Origin of the sequence: Burkholderia sp. Bp9140 (genome assembly GCF_003853425.1) — a bacterium.
Classification (GTDB): Bacteria; Pseudomonadota; Gammaproteobacteria; order Burkholderiales; family Burkholderiaceae; genus Burkholderia.
The window spans coordinates 43,100-59,516 of record NZ_QTPQ01000028.1 but is presented as its reverse complement, the minus strand read 5'-3'; the positions used below and the strand labels follow the sequence as shown (position 1 = coordinate 59,516).

Here is a 16,417-nt window from a genome sequence, read left to right as displayed (position 1 = left end):
TGGGCCGCGCGCATCGCGCCGGGACCGGCGCGCGCGGCGCCGCGAAGCGCATCGAGCGGTCGCCGCAGGCGCCGCCGGCCGCGCGCCTGCGGCGTGACCGCGCTCGCGTCACGGCGGATCGAGGCGCAGCCGCGCGATATACGGCAGGTGATCGGACAGCCACGCGGTTTCGCCGGACGGCGCCTGCCATTCGAGCGGCGTCAGCCCGCGCACGAACATCTTGTCGAGCGCGAGCGCCGGGGAGAACGCGGGGAACGTGCGGCCCGACTGGCCGAGCAGCGTCGCGACCTCGGACAACCCGATCTCGTCGAACAGCGCGACGGAATCGTTGCGCCAGTCGTTGAAGTCGCCGGCGAGCACGAGCGGGCCGTCGCCCGCGTTGCGCACGATCCAGTGCGCAATCCAGTGCATCTGGCGCAGCCGCGCCGCGCGCGTGAGCGCGAGGTGCGCGCACAGCAGCGTGACGGGCCGCGCGCCGGCGAGCGTCGCGCGCGCGACGAGCAGCCCGCGCCGCTCGAAGCGGTGCGCGGAGATGTCCCAGCGGCCGCCGAGATCGAGCGGATGCGGCGACAGGATCGCGTTGCCGTGCCGCCACGACGGCTTGAACACGTTCGGCCCGAGCGCGATCTGCCAGTCGAGCGCCTGCGCGATCTCGGTGGCCTGGCAGTGCCACACGTCGTCGACCGCGTCGTCCATCGGCGCGCCGAAGCCGGGGGCGAGCATCGGGCGCGGCATGCGGCGCGCCATCGCTTCCTGCAGAAAATACACGTCGGCGTGCGTCGACTGCATCCAGTTGCGCATCGCGTTCCACGCGGTGAAGCCGAGCGGCGAGCGGCCCTTGTGCAGGTTCCAGCTGACCGCGGTGATTTCGTCGGGCGCGGCGTGCGGTTCGGCGAACGGCAGGGACAGGGCGTCGGCGGACATGGCGCTCAGTCCTTTGCGACGTGCGCACGCACGCGGTAGACGAGACGCGGGCGCTGCTCGACGATCGTCCAGTCGGTCCAGGCTTCGCCACCGACCGACAGCCCCGGATGGCTCGCGACGATCTGTCGCGGCGACGCGGGCAGGCATGGATCGCCGCGCGTCGCGTTTTCGTCGTCGAGGGTTTCCTGCACGTCGAGCGCGAGCGACACCGTGTGCGCGGCGTCGTCGACGGTGAGCGGCGCGACCGTCACCGAGCGCGAACGCTCGGTCGGCACGACGCGCGCGGCATTGCCGCAGCCGACGGGCACGGCGGACGGATAGCGATGGGTGTCGGTGCGGGTTTGGCCCACGGTGGTGCGTTGCTGGAACGTGTCGATCGTCTGACCGTCGCGCACCACCTGGATCTCCCACGCGACGGCGGCCGGTGCGGGGCTCTGCGCATGGGCCGCGAGCGCGACGCTCGCGAGCAGGACGGCCAGGCCGTGTTTCAGCATGAAACTTCTCCGGAAACGCGGGGTAGCGGGGAACGGACGCACATCTTACGCCCGATCGATTTGGACGGTCGTGTGACAGGACGCGTCGCCGCGGGTTCGCAGCACGGTCCGGTCCTGAACGAAAGGTAGGTGCGCGTCACGCGTTTTCAAGCGAAAAAGCGCGCGAACTCCGCGACGCTCGCGCGCTCGGTGACGAGGTGGTTCTCGATCGCGCGGACGCGGCCGGCGACGCCGGCGTGGCGCGGGTGAACCATCGATGATACGCCGCGTCGCGCACGCGTGCAGCGCGCGCCGGGTGTTAGCAGCAGACTCGCGCGGCTGCTTGCTTGCACGCCGATGCGGGATCGCTACACTGAAATCGTAAGGGTCTGATGGTCGTGTGACGGCAGCGGTAGCGAGGTTGGTATGACGACGGCGATGGTGAAACAGGAACTGGCGGTGGCGTCCTTCAGCACGGTGTACGACCTCGAGCAGGTCGAGACCGCGCTGAACGACCTGAACGAGAGCGCGAGCGACGCACTGCGCGCCACCTACGAGCGGATGCTCAAGACCGGCAATCTGCGCTTTTGCGTGAAGCCGAACCGGATGCCGTCGTTCGACGAACTCGGCGACGCGCTGCCCAATTTCACCGAGCCGCTCGGCGACGTGCGCAAGCAGGTCGCGCTGTGCCTCGAGACCGACGATCGGCTCGAACTGATGCCGATCCTGCTGCTCGGGCCGCCCGGCATCGGCAAGACGCATTTCGCGAAGGCGCTCGCGCAACTGCTCGGCACCGCGTACCACTACGTGCCGATGAGTTCGCTGACGGCCGGCTGGATCCTGTCGGGCGCGTCGTCCCAATGGAAGAACGCGAAGCCCGGCAAGGTGTTCGAGGCGCTCGTCAACGGCAGCTACGCGAACCCGGTGATCGCGGTCGACGAGATCGACAAGGCCGGCAGCGACGCGCAATACGATCCGCTCGGCGCGCTGTACGCATTGCTCGAGCACGATACCGCGCGCGCGTTCGTCGACGAATTCGCCGAAGTGCCGATCGATGCGGGCAACGTGATCTGGATCGCGACCGCGAACGACGCGCAGGCGATTCCGGAGCCGCTGCTGAACCGGATGAACGTGTACGAGATCGCGCCGCCGGATGCGGCCGGCGCGCGGCGGATCGCGCAGACGATCTACGGCGAGATCCGCACGTCGCACGCGTGGGGGCGGCGCTTTCCCGACACGCTCGACGACGACGCGCTCGACGTGCTGGCCGCGACGCCGCCGCGCACGATGCGCCGCGCGCTGCTGCATGCGTTCGGCGCCGCGCGGCTCGACGGCCGCGACGTGATCGCACCCTCCGACATCCGCGCCGACGAGGGGGCGGCAAAGCGCCGGCCGATCGGCTTCTGAGCCGGCGGCGCGCGCGTCCCGCCGGGCCTCGCGATGCGCACGCTCGTGCGGATGCACGTACGTTCGGCAAGCGGGAGAACCGGGACGTACAATTCCTATCTATCCCCTCGACGCGTGAGCGACGCGAAACGCCATGGAGCAGACGGATTGTGTGGTGATCGGCGCGGGTGTCGTCGGTCTTGCGGTGGCGCGTGAACTGGCCGCGCGCGGGCGCGAAACGATCGTGCTCGAGGCGGCCGACGCGATCGGCACGGGCGCGAGTTCGCGCAACAGCGAGGTGATTCACGCAGGGCTCTACTACCCGCGCGGTTCGCTGAAGGCGATGTCGTGCGTGCGCGGGCGCGACCTGTTGTACGAATTCTGCGAAACCCGTCACGTGCCGCATCGGCGCGTGGGCAAGCTGCTCGTCGCGACGAGCGCCGCGCAGGCGAAGCAGTTGAAGGCGATCGCCGCGCGCGCGGCCGAAAACGGCGTGCTGGACCTGATGCCGCTCACGCGCACCGAGGCGCAGACGCTCGAGCCCGCGCTCGAATGCACGGAGGCGCTGTTCTCGCCGAGCACCGGCATCGTCGACAGCCACCAGCTGATGCTCGCGCTGCTCGGCGACGCGCAGCGCGACGGTGCGATGTGCGCGCTGAAATCCCCGGTCGAGTCGATCGACGTGCTGCGCGGCGGCCGCTTCGTCGTGCACACCGGCGGCGACGCGCCGGCCGAAATCGAAGCGGCGTGCGTGATCAACAGCGCGGGCCTCGGCGCGCAGGCGCTCGCACGCCGCACGCACGGCCTCGACCCGCACTGGGTGCCGCCGCTCTATCTCGCGCGCGGCAATTACTTCAGCCTGTCCGGGCGCGTGCCGTTCTCGCATCTCGTGTATCCGATGCCCGACCGGGCGGGACTCGGCGTGCACCTGACGCTCGACCTGGCCGGGCAGGCGCGCTTCGGCCCGGACGTCGAATGGGTCGATGCGCTGCGCTACGAAGTCGATCCGGCGCGCGCACAGGCGTTCTACGCATCGATCCGCGCGTACTGGCCGGAACTGCCCGACGGCGCGCTGCAGCCGGCTTACGCGGGGATCCGCCCGAAGCTGGCGGGGCCCGGCGAGCCGCCGGCCGACTTCGTCGTGCAGGGTGTGGCGCAACACGGCGTGCGCGGGCTCGTGAACCTGTTCGGCATCGAGTCGCCGGGGCTGACCGCATCGCTCGCGCTCGCGCAGCGCGTCGGCGACATGACGTCGTATGCATGACGCACACGGCCCGCTCGGGTGCGGGCCGGCCGTGTGCAACCCCGTGTGAAATCCCTTATCTCCGGCATTTCGGCGCGCACATTGGTGCGCTTGAGCGTTATTCTGTCGAACGGCCGTCGCCAGAACGGCTTTCAAACCGATAACGTTGGAGCGAGTCCCCCATGAAAACAACCCGTCGGAGTTTCCTGATCACGAGCATTGGCGCCGTGTCCGCGCTGGCGCTGTCGCGCGAAGCGCTGGCCGATGCGCCGATGCTGTCGGAGACCGATCCGACCGCCGTGGCGCTCGGCTACAAGGCCGATGCCACGAAGGTCGACAAGACGAAGTATCCGAAATACGCAGCGGGCCAGGATTGCGCGGCCTGCATGCTGTACCAGGGCAAGAAGGGCTCGGCTTCGGGCCCCTGCGGTGCGTTCCCCGGCAAGCAGGTGTCGGCGAAGGGCTGGTGCAGCGCATTCTCGAAGATGGGTTGAGTCCGTGCGGCATCGTGCGATGCCGCAATGTGGCGAAAACCGCAAAACGCCCGCCGTCGGACGATGGCGGGCGTTTTTTATGCTTGAAAACGGTTCCGTCGCTTTCTACACTCGCTGCAAACCAGCGCGCCGCGGCTCCCCCGCACGCCGCGCCGCCCGATACGGCGAATTCACGAGGACGAGGCTCGCATGGCGACGATTGCGAATTCAACGAAAACCATCCGGCCCGAGCGCGCGCTGAACCGGCGCGCGGTCGCGGCGGCCGTGATCGGCAACGCGCTCGAGTGGTACGACTTCACGGTGTTCGGCTTCATGACGGTCGTGATCGCCGAGCTGTTCTTCCCGACTTCCAGTGAATACTCGTCGCTGCTGCTGACCACCGCGACGTTCGGCGTCGCATTCTTCATGCGCCCGATCGGCGGCATCGTGTTCGGGCTATACGCGGACCGCGCGGGCCGCAAGGCCGCGCTGTCGCTCGTGATCCTGCTGATGACGGCCGGCATCTTCCTGCTCGCGATCGCGCCGCCCTACGCGGCGATCGGCATCGGCGGCCCGCTCCTGATCGTGTTCGGCCGCCTGCTGCAGGGTTTCTCGGCCGGCGGCGAATTCGGCAGCGCGACCGCGCTGCTGATCGAAGCCGCGCCGTTCTCGAAACGCGGTTTCTACGGCAGCTGGCAGATGGCGAGCCAGGCGGCCGCGCTGCTGATCGGCGCGCTGGTCGGCGCGGCCGTCACGCGCGGGCTGTCGCACGACGCGCTGCACAGCTGGGGCTGGCGCGTGCCGTTCATCCTCGGGCTCGTGATCGGGCCGATCGGCTTCTATATCCGCCGTCATCTCGCCGATTCCGAGGCGTTCCTGCATGCGCAGCAAAGCGCGCGCCGCGCGACGCTCGGCGACGTGTTCACGCGCCATCCGCGCGAGGTGCTGTGCGGGCTCGGCTCGGTGATCGCGCTGACGGTGACGATCTACGTGCTGATCAGCTATTTGCCGACCTTCGCGGTCAAGCAGCTGAAGCTGCCATATGCGGAATCGTTCTACGCGGTGATCATCGGCAACCTGCTGCTGATGGTGCTGTCGCCGGTCGCCGGTGCGTGGTCGGACCGCATCGGCCGCAAGGGGCTGTCGCTGTGGTCGCTCGTGCTGACGCTCGTGCTGATGTATCCGCTGTTCGCGTGGCTCGACGCCGCGCCGAGCATCGGGCGGCTGATCGCGGTGCAGGCCGTGCTGTCGGTGACGCTCGCCGGCTACTACGGGCCGTTCGGCGCGATGATCGCCGAGCTGTTCCCGGCCAACGTGCGCTCGACCGGGCTGTCGATCGCGTACAACGTCGCGGTGATGCTGTTCGGCGGGTTCGGGCAGTTCATCGTCACGTGGCTGATCAAGGTGACGGGCACGCCGCTCGCGCCGACCTATTACGTGATGGCGGGGCTCGCGCTATCGATCGTCGCGGTCGCGTTCGTGCCCGCGCGCAGCGCGGATCTCGACGCGCCGGCCTGACGATGCGGGCCCGGACCGGCATCTCGTCGTTTCGGAAAACGCAACGATGCGCGGCGAAGCCCGGGAATTCACGCGGACCTGCCGCGTGACGCACGTTCGCCTGCGCGTACGAATTGTTTAGTTGTCGAAGGAAACACGCGCCGGATCGGCGAAATGGCCGCTCGCGCGTGCAGAGGCACTTTTCGCCGGCGCAAGACATCGGCAAAAACCCGCGTCGATGCGTCTAGAAGAGTTTTTTCTCCAGCTTGTTGCAGAATCGCTAGCTCAAGTAATATCCGCGTACCCCGGCCCCCCTGCGGGACCGGTTCCGATCTGGAGACCTGGAGGAAACATGGAATACAACCGTCTGTTGCACACCCTGCGTGTTACCGCCATTGCAGGCGTGGCAGCGGCATCGCTCGGCGTCGCGGGTTCTGCATTCGCACAGATCCCGAACAAAACGCTCGTCTACTGCTCAGAAGGCAGCCCGGCGGGTTTTGATTCCGCGCAATTCACGACCGGCGTCGATTTCACCGCCGCCACGTTCACCGTCTACAACCGCCTCGTCGAATTCGAGCGCGGCGGCACCAAGGTCGAGCCGGGCCTCGCCGAGAAGTGGGACGTCTCGTCCGACGGCAAGGTCTACACGTTCCACCTGCGCCACGGCGTGAAGTTCCACACGACCGACTTCTTCAAGCCGACGCGTGAATTCAACGCGGACGACGTCGTGTTCTCGTTCGAGCGCATGCTCGATCCGAACCAGCCGTTCCGCAAGGCCTACCCGGTGTCGTTCCCGTACTTCACCGACATGGGCCTCGACAAGCTGATCACGAAGGTCGAGAAGGTCGATCCGTATACCGTGAAGTTCACGCTGGCCGAGCCGAACGCGCCGTTCATCCAGAACATGGCGATGGAATTCGCGTCGATCCTGTCGGCCGAATACGGCGATCAGCTGATGAAGGCCGGCAAGGCCGCCGACATCAACCAGAAGCCGATCGGCACGGGCCCGTTCATCTTCCGCAGCTACACGAAGGACGCGACGATCCGTTTCGACGGCAATCCTGATTACTGGAAGAAGGGCGCGGTGAAGCTGTCGAAGCTGATCTTCTCGATCACGCCCGACCCGGGCGTGCGCGTGCAGAAGATCAAGCGCAACGAATGCCAGGTGATGAGCTATCCGCGTCCGGCCGACATCGCGACGCTGAAGGCCGACTCGGGCATCGACATGCCGTCGCAGCCGGGCTTCAACCTCGGCTACCTCGCGTACAACGTCGAGCACAAGCCGGTCGACAAGCTCGAAGTGCGTCAGGCACTCGACATGGCGATCAACAAGAAGGCGATTCTCGAATCCGTCTATCAGGGGGCGGGCCAGGCAGCCGGCGCGCCGATGCCGCCGACCCAATGGTCGTACGACAAGAACCTGAAGATGCCCGCGTACGACACCGCGAAGGCGAAGGCGCTGCTCGCGAAGGCCGGCTTCGCGAACGGCTTCGACATCACGCTGTGGGCGATGCCGGTGCAGCGCGCGTACAACCCGAACGCCCGCCTGATGGCCGAGATGATCCAGGCCGACTGGGCGAAGATCGGCGTGAAGGCGAAGATCGTCACGTACGAGTGGGGCGAGTACATCAAGCGCGCGCACACGGGCGAGCAGGACACGATGCTGATCGGCTGGACGGGCGACAACGGCGACCCCGACAACTGGCTCGGCACGTTGCTCGGCTGCGAAGCGATCAAGGGCAACAACTTCTCGCACTGGTGCTACAAGCCGTTCGACGACCTGGTCCAGAAGGGCCGCACGACGACGGGCCAGGACGCGCGCACGAAGATCTACACGCAGGCTCAGCAGATCTTCGCGCAGCAGCTGCCGTTCTCGCCGATCGCGAACTCGACGGTCTACCAGCCGGTACGCAAGACCGTGGTCGACATGCGCATCGAGCCGCTCGGCTATGCACGCTTCGACGGTGTCGGCGTGAAGTAATACGGCCCGTGTAAGCTGTCGCGAAGACCGGCTAACTCATCCGGCGGCGGGAGGCCAAAAGCTTCCCGTCGCCGGTCGCACATTTCCCACAAGAAAATACGAGACGCATCATGTTCACTTTCGTGTTGCGCCGCGTGGGCATGGTGATCCCGACCTTCATCGGCATCACCATCCTGGCGTTTGCGCTGATTCACCTGATACCGGGCGACCCCATCGAAGTGATGATGGGCGAGCGCGGCGTCGATCCCGCGATGCATGCGGAGGCAATGAAACGGCTCGGGCTCGACCAGCCGCTGCCCGTGCAGTACATCCACTACATCGGCCGTGCGCTGCACGGCGACCTCGGCACGTCGATCATCACCAATACCAGCGTCGCGGGCGAATTCTTCGCGCGCTTCCCGGCGACCGTCGAGCTGTCGCTGTGCGCGCTCGTGTTCGCGCTCGCGGTCGGCCTGCCGGCCGGCGTGATCGCCGCGCTGCGGCGCGGCTCGGTCGTCGATCACGGCGTGATGGGCACCGCGCTCACCGGCTACTCGATGCCGATCTTCTGGTGGGGGCTGATCCTCATCATGGTGTTTTCGTCATATCTCGGCTGGACGCCCGTATCGGGGCGCATCGCGGTCGAATACGACTTCCCGCATCCGACGGGCTTCATGCTGATCGACGCGCTGCTCGCGCCGGACGAAGGCGCGTTCAGGTCGGCGGTCAGCCACCTGATCCTGCCCGCGATCGTGCTCGGCACGATCCCGCTCGCGGTGGTCGCGCGGATGACGCGCTCGTCGATGCTCGAAGTGCTGCGCGAGGACTACATCCGCACCGCACGCGCGAAGGGGCTGTCGCCCGCGCGCGTGGTCGTCGTGCATGCGCTGCGCAACGCGCTGATCCCGGTCGTCACCGTGATCGGCCTGCAGATCGGCACGCTGCTCGCCGGCGCCGTGCTGACCGAGACGCTCTTTTCGTGGCCCGGCGTCGGCAAGTGGCTGATCGATGCGATCGGCCGCCGCGACTATCCGGTCGTCCAGGGCGGCATCCTGTTGATCGCGACGCTCGTGATCATCGTGAACCTGGTCGTCGACCTGCTGTACGGCGTGCTGAATCCGCGCATCCGCCACACGAGGTAATTCCATGAGCAATCTGCAAAACACCCTGCCGAGCGAATCCGCGCCGGCCGGCGGCCGTGCGCTCGCGCTGCGCGAGTTCTGGGCCAACTTCTCGCGCAACCGCGGCGCCGTCGGCGCCGGCATCGTCGTGCTGGTGCTGATCCTGGTCGCGATCTTCGCACCGCTGATCGCGCCGCACAGCCCGGTCGAGCAATACCGCGACTTCGTGAAGATCCCGCCCGCGTGGCTCGCTGGCGGCAACTGGCAGTTCATCCTCGGCACCGACGAAGCGGGGCGCGACATCCTTTCGCGCCTGATGTTCGGCGCGCGCATGTCGTTCTGGATCGGCTTCGTGTCGGTCGTGCTCGCGCTGATCCCCGGCATCGTGCTCGGGCTGGTCGCCGCGTTCTTCCAGAAGTGGGCCGACACGCCCGTGATGCGCATCATGGACGTGCTGCTCGCGCTGCCGTCGCTGCTGCTCGCGGTCGCGGTCGTCGCGATCATCGGCCCGGGCCTCACCAACACGATGTTCGCGATCGCGATCGTCGCGCTGCCGGCCTATGTGCGTCTCACGCGCGCGTCGGCGCTCGGCGAACTGCAGAAGGAGTACGTGACGGCGTCGCGCGTGGCCGGTGCCGGCACGCTGCGCCTGATGTTCTCGCAGGTGCTGCCGAACTGCACCGCGCCGCTGATCGTGCAGGCGACGCTCGGCTTCTCGTCGGCCATCCTCGACGCGGCGGCGCTCGGCTTCCTCGGCCTCGGCGTGCAGCCGCCGACCGCCGAGTGGGGCGCGATGCTGGCCTCCGCGCGCGACTACATCGACAACGCCTGGTGGATCGTGACGATGCCCGGCCTGTCGATCCTGATTTCGGTGCTCGCGATCAACCTGCTCGGCGACGGGCTGCGCGACGCGCTCGATCCCAAACTGAAGCGGATGGCGTGAGATGAAACAACCCCCACACTCACTATGTTCGCTGCCCCCCAAGGGGGCGGTCGCCCTCCTTGGGGCGGCCCGGCGGAGGACGACATGAGCCAAAATCTACTGACTATCCGCAATCTCGCGGTGAACTTCAACGGCCTGCCCGCTGTCGACCGGATCAACCTGTCGATCGCGCCGGGCGAGGTGGTGGGCGTCGTCGGCGAATCGGGCTCGGGCAAGAGCGTGACGATGATGGCGCTGATGGGCCTGATCGACGCGCCGGGCAAGGTGACGGCCGACGAGGTCACGTTCAACGGCGTGGACCTGCTGAAGGCGTCGCCGAAGGCGCGCCGCAAGATCGTCGGCAAGGACATCGCGATGGTGTTCCAGGACGCGCTGACGAGCCTGAACCCGAGCTACACGGTCGGCTACCAGATCAAGGAGGTGCTGAAGCTGCACGAAGGCCTGCGCGGCGACGCGCTGCACCGGCGCGCGCTCGAGCTGCTCGACCAGGTCGGCATTCCCGATGCGAAGAACCGCATCACGTCGTTCCCGCACCAGATGTCGGGCGGCATGAACCAGCGCGTGATGATCGCGATGGCGGTCGCGTGCAACCCGAAGCTGCTGATCGCCGACGAGCCGACCACCGCGCTCGACGTGACGATCCAGGCGCAGATCATGGATCTGCTCGTGAAGCTGCAGAAGGAGCGCGGGATGGCGCTCGTGCTGATCTCGCACGACCTGGCCGTGGTGTCGGAGGTCGCGCAGCGCGTCGCGGTGATGTACGCGGGCGAGGTCATCGAGACCAATCGCGTGCCGGACATCTTCCGTGCGCCGCATCATCCGTACACCGAAGCGCTGCTCGCGGCGATTCCCGAGCACAATAAGGGGGCGCGTCGCCTTGCCGCATTGCCGGGCATGGTGCCGGGCCGCGATGATCGCCCGTCCGGCTGCCTGTTCGCACCGCGCTGCAAGTACGTCGTCGACGATTGCCGCAAGGCGCGTCCGGCGCTCGATACGCTGGTGCCGGGCAACGATGCGATGCGTGCGCGCTGCATCAAGCCGCTCAATGTTTCCAACCTCGACCTGACGGGAGGCGCACGATGAATGCAGTCAATCAAACGCGTGCCACGCCGCACGACGAGGAAGCCGTGCTGGTGGCCGACGGTCTCGCGAAGCACTATACGGTCAAGCGCGGGATGTTCGGTCAGGGCACGGTGAAGGCGCTGAACGGCGTGTCGTTCACGCTGAAGCGCGGCAAGACGCTCGCCGTCGTCGGCGAGTCGGGCTGCGGGAAGTCGACGCTCGCGCGCCAGCTCACGATGATCGAGACGCCCACCTCGGGCCACCTGACGATCGACGGCAAGGACGTGGCCGGCGCGAATCGCGAGACGGTCGCCGACCTGCGCCGCCGCGTGCAGATGGTGTTCCAGAACCCGTTCGCGTCGCTGAACCCGCGCAAGACGGTCGAGCAGACGCTCGCCGAGCCGCTCGAGATCAACACGAACCTGACGGCCGCCGAGCGCGCGGCGCGCATCGCGCAGATCATGCGCACGGTCGGCCTGCGGCCCGAGCACGCGAAGCGCTACCCGCACATGTTCTCGGGCGGCCAGCGCCAGCGGGTCGCGATCGCGCGCGCGATGATCCTCGATCCGCGGATCGTCGTCGCCGACGAGCCCGTATCCGCGCTCGACGTGTCGATCCAGGCGCAGATCCTGAACCTGTTCATGGATCTGCAGGAGCAGTTCAAGACGAGCTACGTGTTCATCTCGCACAACCTGTCGGTGGTCGAGCACATCGCGGACGACGTGATGGTGATGTATTTCGGCAGCGTCGCCGAGCTCGGCGACAAGGCGACGATCTACGCACGCCCGCGCCATCCGTACACGCGCGCGCTGATGTCGGCGACGCCGGCGATCTTCGAGGAAGACCGCCGCGTGCAGATCAAGCTGCAGGGCGAGCTGCCGTCGCCGCTCAATCCGCCGTCGGGCTGCGCGTTTCACCAGCGCTGCCCGTACGCGGTCGAGCGCTGTCGCGTCGAGGAACCGCAGCTGCGCGACGTCGACGGACGCCGCGTGGCCTGCCATCGCGCCGAGGAGGTGGGGGAGGCGAATGCCTGATGGGTTGGCGGCGCGCGCGCCTGGCGTGCGCCGTTCGGGGGCTGGCAGCGCGCGCGTGATGCGCGCGTGCCGCAACGCACGGCGCTGGAGCGTGCGCACGGTCACGGGCGCGGCGCTGGCCGGCGCGTGCGTGGCCGCCAGCATGCTGGTCCCGGTCGACGCCGCGCGTGCCGAAGGGCGCGCGCCGGCGAGTTCGCCGATCCGTCCGTCGCAGGTTCCGCCGCCCGGGATGAGCCTGCCGGGCTTCCACGTGCCGTCCGTGTCGAACGGCACGGTCGCGCGCGGCACGGTGCGCGTGCAGCCCGCGCGCATGCCGTTTTATGTCGCCACCAAGGGCAAGGTCACGCTGTACGTGCTCGGCACGCTGCACACCGGCGACCCGTCCGACTATCCGCCCGCGCAACCGTTCCGGCCGCCGATCCTCGCGGCGCTCGCCGCGTCGCCGACGCTCGCGCTCGAGCTGTCGCCGGACGATCTGCTCGAATCGCAGGACGACGTGTCGAAATACGGCGTGTGCCGCTATCCGTGCCTGCAGCGCCTGCTGCCCGAGCCGCTGTGGCAGCGCCTCGCGGCGCGCCTGCGCGGCAACCCGGCCGCGCTCGTGGAGATCCGCCGGATGCGGCCGTGGCTCGCGGCGCTGGTCGTCGAGACCTACGACTCGCTGTCGGCCGGCCTGCAGACCGAGTACGGCACCGAGGCGCAGCTGCAGAACGTGTTCCTGAAGAAGAGCGGCCGCGTGATCGGGCTCGAGACGCTCGCCGAGCAGATGCGCGCGTTCACCGGGCTGACGCTCGCCGAGCAGCGCGAGATGCTCGCGCAGGACATGGTGCAGACGCCGGCGCAGAACGCCGACGACATCAAGGCGCTGCACCGGCTGTGGCGAATTGGCGACGCCGATGCGATCTCGGCGTGGGCGGTCGCGAAGAGCGAACGGCTGGCCCGTTCGAAGGCGCTGTCGGCGTCGATCGACAACAAGATCCTGTACGAGCGCAACCGGCGCTTCGTTGCACGGATGACGGCAATCGCCGCGCCGAACCGGCCGGTATTCGTCGCGATCGGCGCGCTGCATCTGGGCGGCCCGCGCGGCGTGCTCGAATTGTTGCGCCAGCAAGGATACCGGGTCGACGCGAACTGATCGCGCCGGGTGCCGCGTACCGTTCCTCCCCTGTTTGATTGACGGCTCACCTGCGGTGTGAGGCGCCTGTGCAGCCCGCGCGGTTCGATAAGGAAAACCCTCGAATCCTCAGGAAATAGCGTTTAAAACGATTGACATCCCGTTCTGGCAATCTCTATTCTTCATCCCACAAGTTGAAAAATTGAAAAGAATAGAAAAAGTTCTACGGGGTAGCAGAAAACAAAGCGCGGGGTTAGCGTAGCCGGCACGCGATGGTCGTGCCGGCCGCGGAGTGTCTGCATGCACGGCGGGGCCAATCATCGTCGGCACAACACGACAAATGCATGCGACAGACTTGCGGATAAGCGACGTTCCGTCGTCCGACCGGGGGAAGCAGCAATCGGGCGGCGGCGGACGTTTTTTAATCCGGAGCATCTTTCCGGTCGCCGTCGACAGACGGTTTCGGGGGGCGAATCGACAGACGGCAAAGTCCGCGGCGATTGTGCCAACAGAAAAGCGCCACACGGGCGCTTTTTTCTTTGGTGCGGCGGTTTCCGTCAGGCGGCGGGGCTTGCGCGCCTGTCAGGCGCCTTCGTCGGCCTGCAGCGCACCGGGCGCGACGACGTCGACCCCCGCCGCTTCCAGCGCCGCGCGAATCCGCTTCGCGAACGCGAGCGCATGCGGGCCGTCGCCGTGCAGGCAGACGGTCTGCGCATTGAGCGGCACCCACTCGCCGCTCACCGCCCGCACCTTCCGCTCGCGCACCATGTCGAGCGTGCGCGCGAGCACCGCATCCTCATCGTCGATCAGCGCGCCGGGCTGGCTGCGCGGCACGAGCGAGCCGTCCGCGCGGTAGCCGCGATCGGCGAACACTTCCTCCACCGCGGCAAGCCCCGCGTGGCGGGCGGCCGCGACGAACACGCTGTTCGCGAGCCCGAACACGGCTAGCGACGGATCGAAGTCGTGGATCGCGGACACCACCGCATCGGCGATCATCGGGTCGCGCGCGGCCTGGTTGTACAGCGCGCCGTGCGGCTTCACGTGCGCGATGCGGCCGCCTTCGGCCTGCGCGATCGCCGACAGCGCGCCGAGCTGGTACAGCACGCCCGCATAGATGTCGCCGGCCGGCAGGTGCATTTCCTTGCGGCCGAAATTCTCCGGGTCGTGAAAGCTCGGGTGCGCGCCGATCGACACGCCTTTCTGCACGGCCCAGCGCACGCAGTCGCGCATCGCATTGGCGCCGCCTGCATGCCAGCCGCACGCGATGTTCGCCGACGTGACGAGGTCGAGCAGCGCCTCGTCCGATCCGCATCCTTCGCCGAGATCGGCATTCAGATCGATTTCCATGATGTTCTCGTCCACTGATGGCGTGGCGCGTCCTCCATGTTGCTTCCGCCATTGTCACGCCGCGCGCGATTGCGCGCGGCGGCGCGTTTCCTCGCGCATCTCGATCGCGACGTCGATCTGCCGCAGATAGGCACGTTCCGCGGTCAGGGCGGCGCGCGCGGCGTCGGGTGTCGCGCGCACGAAGCGGATCGGCAGGTTGAGCCGGGCCTGTGCGAGTTTCCAGAGATCCGCGCGGATCACCGTGCCGATCTTCGGATAGCCGCCGGTGGTCTGCGCGTCGTGCATCAGCACGATCGGCTGGCCGTTCGGCGGCACCTGGATCGTACCGGGCAGCACCGCGTGCGACAGCAGCTCGGCCGGCCGCTCGCGCACCAGCTCGGCGCCGGCGAGACGATAGCCCATCCGGTTGCTGTTGGCGGTGACGAGCCATTCCCCGTCCCAGAACGCCTGCTGCGAATCGGCCGCGAACGACGCGTAGTCGGGGCCCGGCAGCACGCGCACGGGCATTGCCCACGGCGCATGCGCGGGACGGTGCCGGCGCGGCGGCTCGTCGACGCGCACGAATGCGCACCACGCGGGCGCCTTCACGCCGAATTCGGGCGCATCGGCCGCGAGGCAGCCGGCGCCGGCTGGCGGCACGCCGACCGGGAGCCGATCGCCGTCGCGCAGCGCGCGGCCGCCGAGGCCGCCGAAGCGCGACGCGAGATCGGTGCTGCGCGAGCCGAGCATCGGCAGCACGTCGATGCCGCCCGCGATGCACAGGTAGCCGCGCATCCCGCGCTTCGCGGCCGGCAGCACGAGCGTCTGCCCGGCCTCGACCGGCAGGCTCCACCATGAATACACGGGCTTGCCGTCGAGCGTCGCGCCGAATTCGGTGCCGGTGATCGCGATGCGCGTCGCGCGGGTGAAGCGGAACGCGGCCGGGCCGATCGTGATCTCGACGGCCGCCGCGTCGGGGCGGTTGCCGACCAGCCGGTTGCCGACCTCGAGCGCGAGGCCGTCGAGCGCGCCGCCCTGCGCGACGCCGAGATGGCGCGTGCCGCGGCGGCCGAGATCCTGCACGGTCGACAGCGGGCCGGCGCGGACCACCTCGATCGTGCCCGGTGCGATGTTCTGGCTCATGTCGCGTCGACTCCCGCAATGGTGAAGCGCACGCGGTCGCCGGGCAGCAAGAGCGTCGGCTGCGGCCGCGTGGGGTCGAACAGCACGTGCGACGTGCGGCCGATCAGCTGCCAGCCGCCGGGCGACGTGGCCGGATAGATGCCGGTCTGCGCACCGCCGATGCCGACCGAGCCGGCCGGCACTTCCAGTCGCGGTGCCGCGCGGCGCGGCGTGTGCAGCGACGCATCGAGGCCGCCGAGATACGCGAAGCCCGGCTGGAAGCCGACGAAGAACACGACGTATTCGCCGGCCGCGTGGCGCGCGACGACTTCGTCGGCCGACAGCCCGGTATGCGCGGCGACGGCCAACAGGTCAGGCCCGGCCGCGCCGCCGTACTCGACCGGAATCTCGATCGCGCGGCCGTCCGCGTGCTCGACGTCGGCGGTTTCCCACGCGTCGCGCAGCGCCGGCGTGAGCGACTCGGCCGTCGCGGCGAGCGCGTCGAACACGATCGTCAGGTTGTTCATGCCCGGCACGACGTCGATCACGTCGGGCCACGCGCGCGCGGCCTCGGCGACGGCCCAGACGCGGCGCTGGCAATCGAGCGTGGCGGGCGGCGGCATCTCGCACACGAGGGCGGCATCGCCGAGCGGATAAATGCGGGGTTGCGTCATCGGACTGGCACGGTTCGGACGGCAATGTTAGCGCACATTGTCAATAAAATATCGACAACTTCCCA

General features: G+C 68.3%; 15 protein-coding genes. 10 read left to right on the top strand and 5 right to left on the bottom strand.

Annotation, left to right across the window (positions count from 1 at the left end):
• Nucleotides 1-108: 108 nt before the first annotated feature.
• Both DIE21_RS22990 and DIE21_RS22985 read right to left on the bottom strand, forming a co-directional pair.
• Nucleotides 109-924, bottom strand: a complete 816-nt coding sequence (locus DIE21_RS22990; protein WP_124499877.1) for an endonuclease/exonuclease/phosphatase family protein — start codon at nucleotides 922-924, stop codon at nucleotides 109-111.
• Between the two features lie 5 nt (nucleotides 925-929).
• Nucleotides 930-1,418, bottom strand: coding sequence for a hypothetical protein (locus DIE21_RS22985; protein ID WP_124499876.1), 489 nt, complete (start codon nucleotides 1,416-1,418; stop codon nucleotides 930-932).
• A gap of 405 nt (nucleotides 1,419-1,823) precedes the next feature.
• Between DIE21_RS22985 and DIE21_RS22980 the strand changes: the two genes are divergently transcribed.
• The 10 genes from DIE21_RS22980 (at nucleotide 1,824) to DIE21_RS22935 (ending at nucleotide 13,251) form a co-directional block, all read left to right on the top strand.
• Nucleotides 1,824-2,804 (top strand): AAA family ATPase, encoded by a 981-nt coding sequence (locus tag DIE21_RS22980; protein WP_124499875.1) that lies wholly within the window; start codon nucleotides 1,824-1,826, stop codon nucleotides 2,802-2,804.
• 133 nt (nucleotides 2,805-2,937) lie between these two features.
• Complete coding sequence (locus DIE21_RS22975; RefSeq protein ID WP_124499874.1) at nucleotides 2,938-4,047, top strand: NAD(P)/FAD-dependent oxidoreductase; 1,110 nt, start codon at nucleotides 2,938-2,940, stop codon at nucleotides 4,045-4,047.
• Nucleotides 4,048-4,208: 161 nt separating this feature from the next.
• A complete protein-coding gene (locus tag DIE21_RS22970; RefSeq protein WP_006751923.1) occupies nucleotides 4,209-4,520 on the top strand; it encodes a high-potential iron-sulfur protein in 312 nt (103 codons plus the stop codon).
• Nucleotides 4,521-4,709: 189 nt separating this feature from the next.
• Nucleotides 4,710-6,017, top strand: a complete 1,308-nt coding sequence (locus DIE21_RS22965) for an MFS transporter (RefSeq protein WP_124499873.1) — start codon at nucleotides 4,710-4,712, stop codon at nucleotides 6,015-6,017.
• Nucleotides 6,018-6,348: 331 nt separating this feature from the next.
• The gene (locus DIE21_RS22960) at nucleotides 6,349-7,977 is read left to right on the top strand and encodes an ABC transporter substrate-binding protein (RefSeq protein WP_124499872.1); all 1,629 of its coding nucleotides are present in this window, start codon (nucleotides 6,349-6,351) and stop codon (nucleotides 7,975-7,977) included.
• A 110-nt stretch (nucleotides 7,978-8,087) separates the two neighbouring features.
• Complete coding sequence (locus DIE21_RS22955) at nucleotides 8,088-9,098, top strand: ABC transporter permease subunit (RefSeq protein WP_124499871.1); 1,011 nt, start codon at nucleotides 8,088-8,090, stop codon at nucleotides 9,096-9,098.
• Between the two features lie 4 nt (nucleotides 9,099-9,102).
• Complete coding sequence (locus DIE21_RS22950; protein WP_124499870.1) at nucleotides 9,103-10,020, top strand: ABC transporter permease subunit; 918 nt, start codon at nucleotides 9,103-9,105, stop codon at nucleotides 10,018-10,020.
• A gap of 84 nt (nucleotides 10,021-10,104) precedes the next feature.
• Nucleotides 10,105-11,103 carry an ABC transporter ATP-binding protein gene (locus DIE21_RS22945; protein ID WP_124499869.1) on the top strand — a complete coding sequence of 333 codons (999 nt, stop codon included), beginning with the start codon at nucleotides 10,105-10,107 and terminating at the stop codon, nucleotides 11,101-11,103.
• Nucleotides 11,100-12,116: a peptide ABC transporter ATP-binding protein gene (locus DIE21_RS22940; RefSeq protein ID WP_124499868.1), complete on the top strand. Its 1,017-nt coding sequence runs from the start codon at nucleotides 11,100-11,102 to the stop codon at nucleotides 12,114-12,116. The genes DIE21_RS22945 and DIE21_RS22940 overlap by 4 nt, the downstream gene beginning before the upstream one ends.
• Complete coding sequence (locus DIE21_RS22935; RefSeq protein ID WP_124499867.1) at nucleotides 12,109-13,251, top strand: TraB/GumN family protein; 1,143 nt, start codon at nucleotides 12,109-12,111, stop codon at nucleotides 13,249-13,251. The genes DIE21_RS22940 and DIE21_RS22935 overlap by 8 nt, the downstream gene beginning before the upstream one ends.
• A 561-nt stretch (nucleotides 13,252-13,812) precedes the next feature.
• Here DIE21_RS22935 and pxpA read toward each other — a convergent pair.
• Genes pxpA through pxpB form a run of 3 tightly spaced genes read right to left on the bottom strand, consistent with a single transcriptional unit; the run spans nucleotide 13,813 to nucleotide 16,352 of the window.
• Complete coding sequence (gene pxpA, locus DIE21_RS22930; protein WP_124499866.1) at nucleotides 13,813-14,577, bottom strand: 5-oxoprolinase subunit PxpA; 765 nt, start codon at nucleotides 14,575-14,577, stop codon at nucleotides 13,813-13,815.
• Nucleotides 14,578-14,631: 54 nt separating this feature from the next.
• Nucleotides 14,632-15,699: a biotin-dependent carboxyltransferase family protein gene (locus tag DIE21_RS22925; RefSeq protein ID WP_124499865.1), complete on the bottom strand. Its 1,068-nt coding sequence runs from the start codon at nucleotides 15,697-15,699 to the stop codon at nucleotides 14,632-14,634.
• Complete coding sequence (gene pxpB / locus DIE21_RS22920) at nucleotides 15,696-16,352, bottom strand: 5-oxoprolinase subunit PxpB (RefSeq protein ID WP_124499864.1); 657 nt, start codon at nucleotides 16,350-16,352, stop codon at nucleotides 15,696-15,698. The genes DIE21_RS22925 and pxpB overlap by 4 nt, the downstream gene beginning before the upstream one ends.
• Nucleotides 16,353-16,417 lie beyond the last annotated feature (65 nt).

What these genes read in the sequence shown, in the direction of transcription:
- DIE21_RS22990 (WP_124499877.1), bottom strand. Translation starts at nt 924, where the DNA reads ATGTCCGCCGACGCCCTGTCCCTGCCGTTCGCCGAACCGCACGCCGCG.
- DIE21_RS22985 (WP_124499876.1), bottom strand. Translation starts at nt 1,418, where the DNA reads ATGCTGAAACACGGCCTGGCCGTCCTGCTCGCGAGCGTCGCGCTCGCG.
- DIE21_RS22980 (WP_124499875.1), top strand. Translation starts at nt 1,824, where the DNA reads ATGACGACGGCGATGGTGAAACAGGAACTGGCGGTGGCGTCCTTCAGC.
- DIE21_RS22975 (WP_124499874.1), top strand. Translation starts at nt 2,938, where the DNA reads ATGGAGCAGACGGATTGTGTGGTGATCGGCGCGGGTGTCGTCGGTCTT.
- DIE21_RS22970 (WP_006751923.1), top strand. Translation starts at nt 4,209, where the DNA reads ATGAAAACAACCCGTCGGAGTTTCCTGATCACGAGCATTGGCGCCGTG.
- DIE21_RS22965 (WP_124499873.1), top strand. Translation starts at nt 4,710, where the DNA reads ATGGCGACGATTGCGAATTCAACGAAAACCATCCGGCCCGAGCGCGCG.
- DIE21_RS22960 (WP_124499872.1), top strand. Translation starts at nt 6,349, where the DNA reads ATGGAATACAACCGTCTGTTGCACACCCTGCGTGTTACCGCCATTGCA.
- DIE21_RS22955 (WP_124499871.1), top strand. Translation starts at nt 8,088, where the DNA reads ATGTTCACTTTCGTGTTGCGCCGCGTGGGCATGGTGATCCCGACCTTC.
- DIE21_RS22950 (WP_124499870.1), top strand. Translation starts at nt 9,103, where the DNA reads ATGAGCAATCTGCAAAACACCCTGCCGAGCGAATCCGCGCCGGCCGGC.
- DIE21_RS22945 (WP_124499869.1), top strand. Translation starts at nt 10,105, where the DNA reads ATGAGCCAAAATCTACTGACTATCCGCAATCTCGCGGTGAACTTCAAC.
- DIE21_RS22940 (WP_124499868.1), top strand. Translation starts at nt 11,100, where the DNA reads ATGAATGCAGTCAATCAAACGCGTGCCACGCCGCACGACGAGGAAGCC.
- DIE21_RS22935 (WP_124499867.1), top strand. Translation starts at nt 12,109, where the DNA reads ATGCCTGATGGGTTGGCGGCGCGCGCGCCTGGCGTGCGCCGTTCGGGG.
- pxpA (WP_124499866.1), bottom strand. Translation starts at nt 14,577, where the DNA reads ATGGAAATCGATCTGAATGCCGATCTCGGCGAAGGATGCGGATCGGAC.
- DIE21_RS22925 (WP_124499865.1), bottom strand. Translation starts at nt 15,699, where the DNA reads ATGAGCCAGAACATCGCACCGGGCACGATCGAGGTGGTCCGCGCCGGC.
- pxpB (WP_124499864.1), bottom strand. Translation starts at nt 16,352, where the DNA reads ATGACGCAACCCCGCATTTATCCGCTCGGCGATGCCGCCCTCGTGTGC.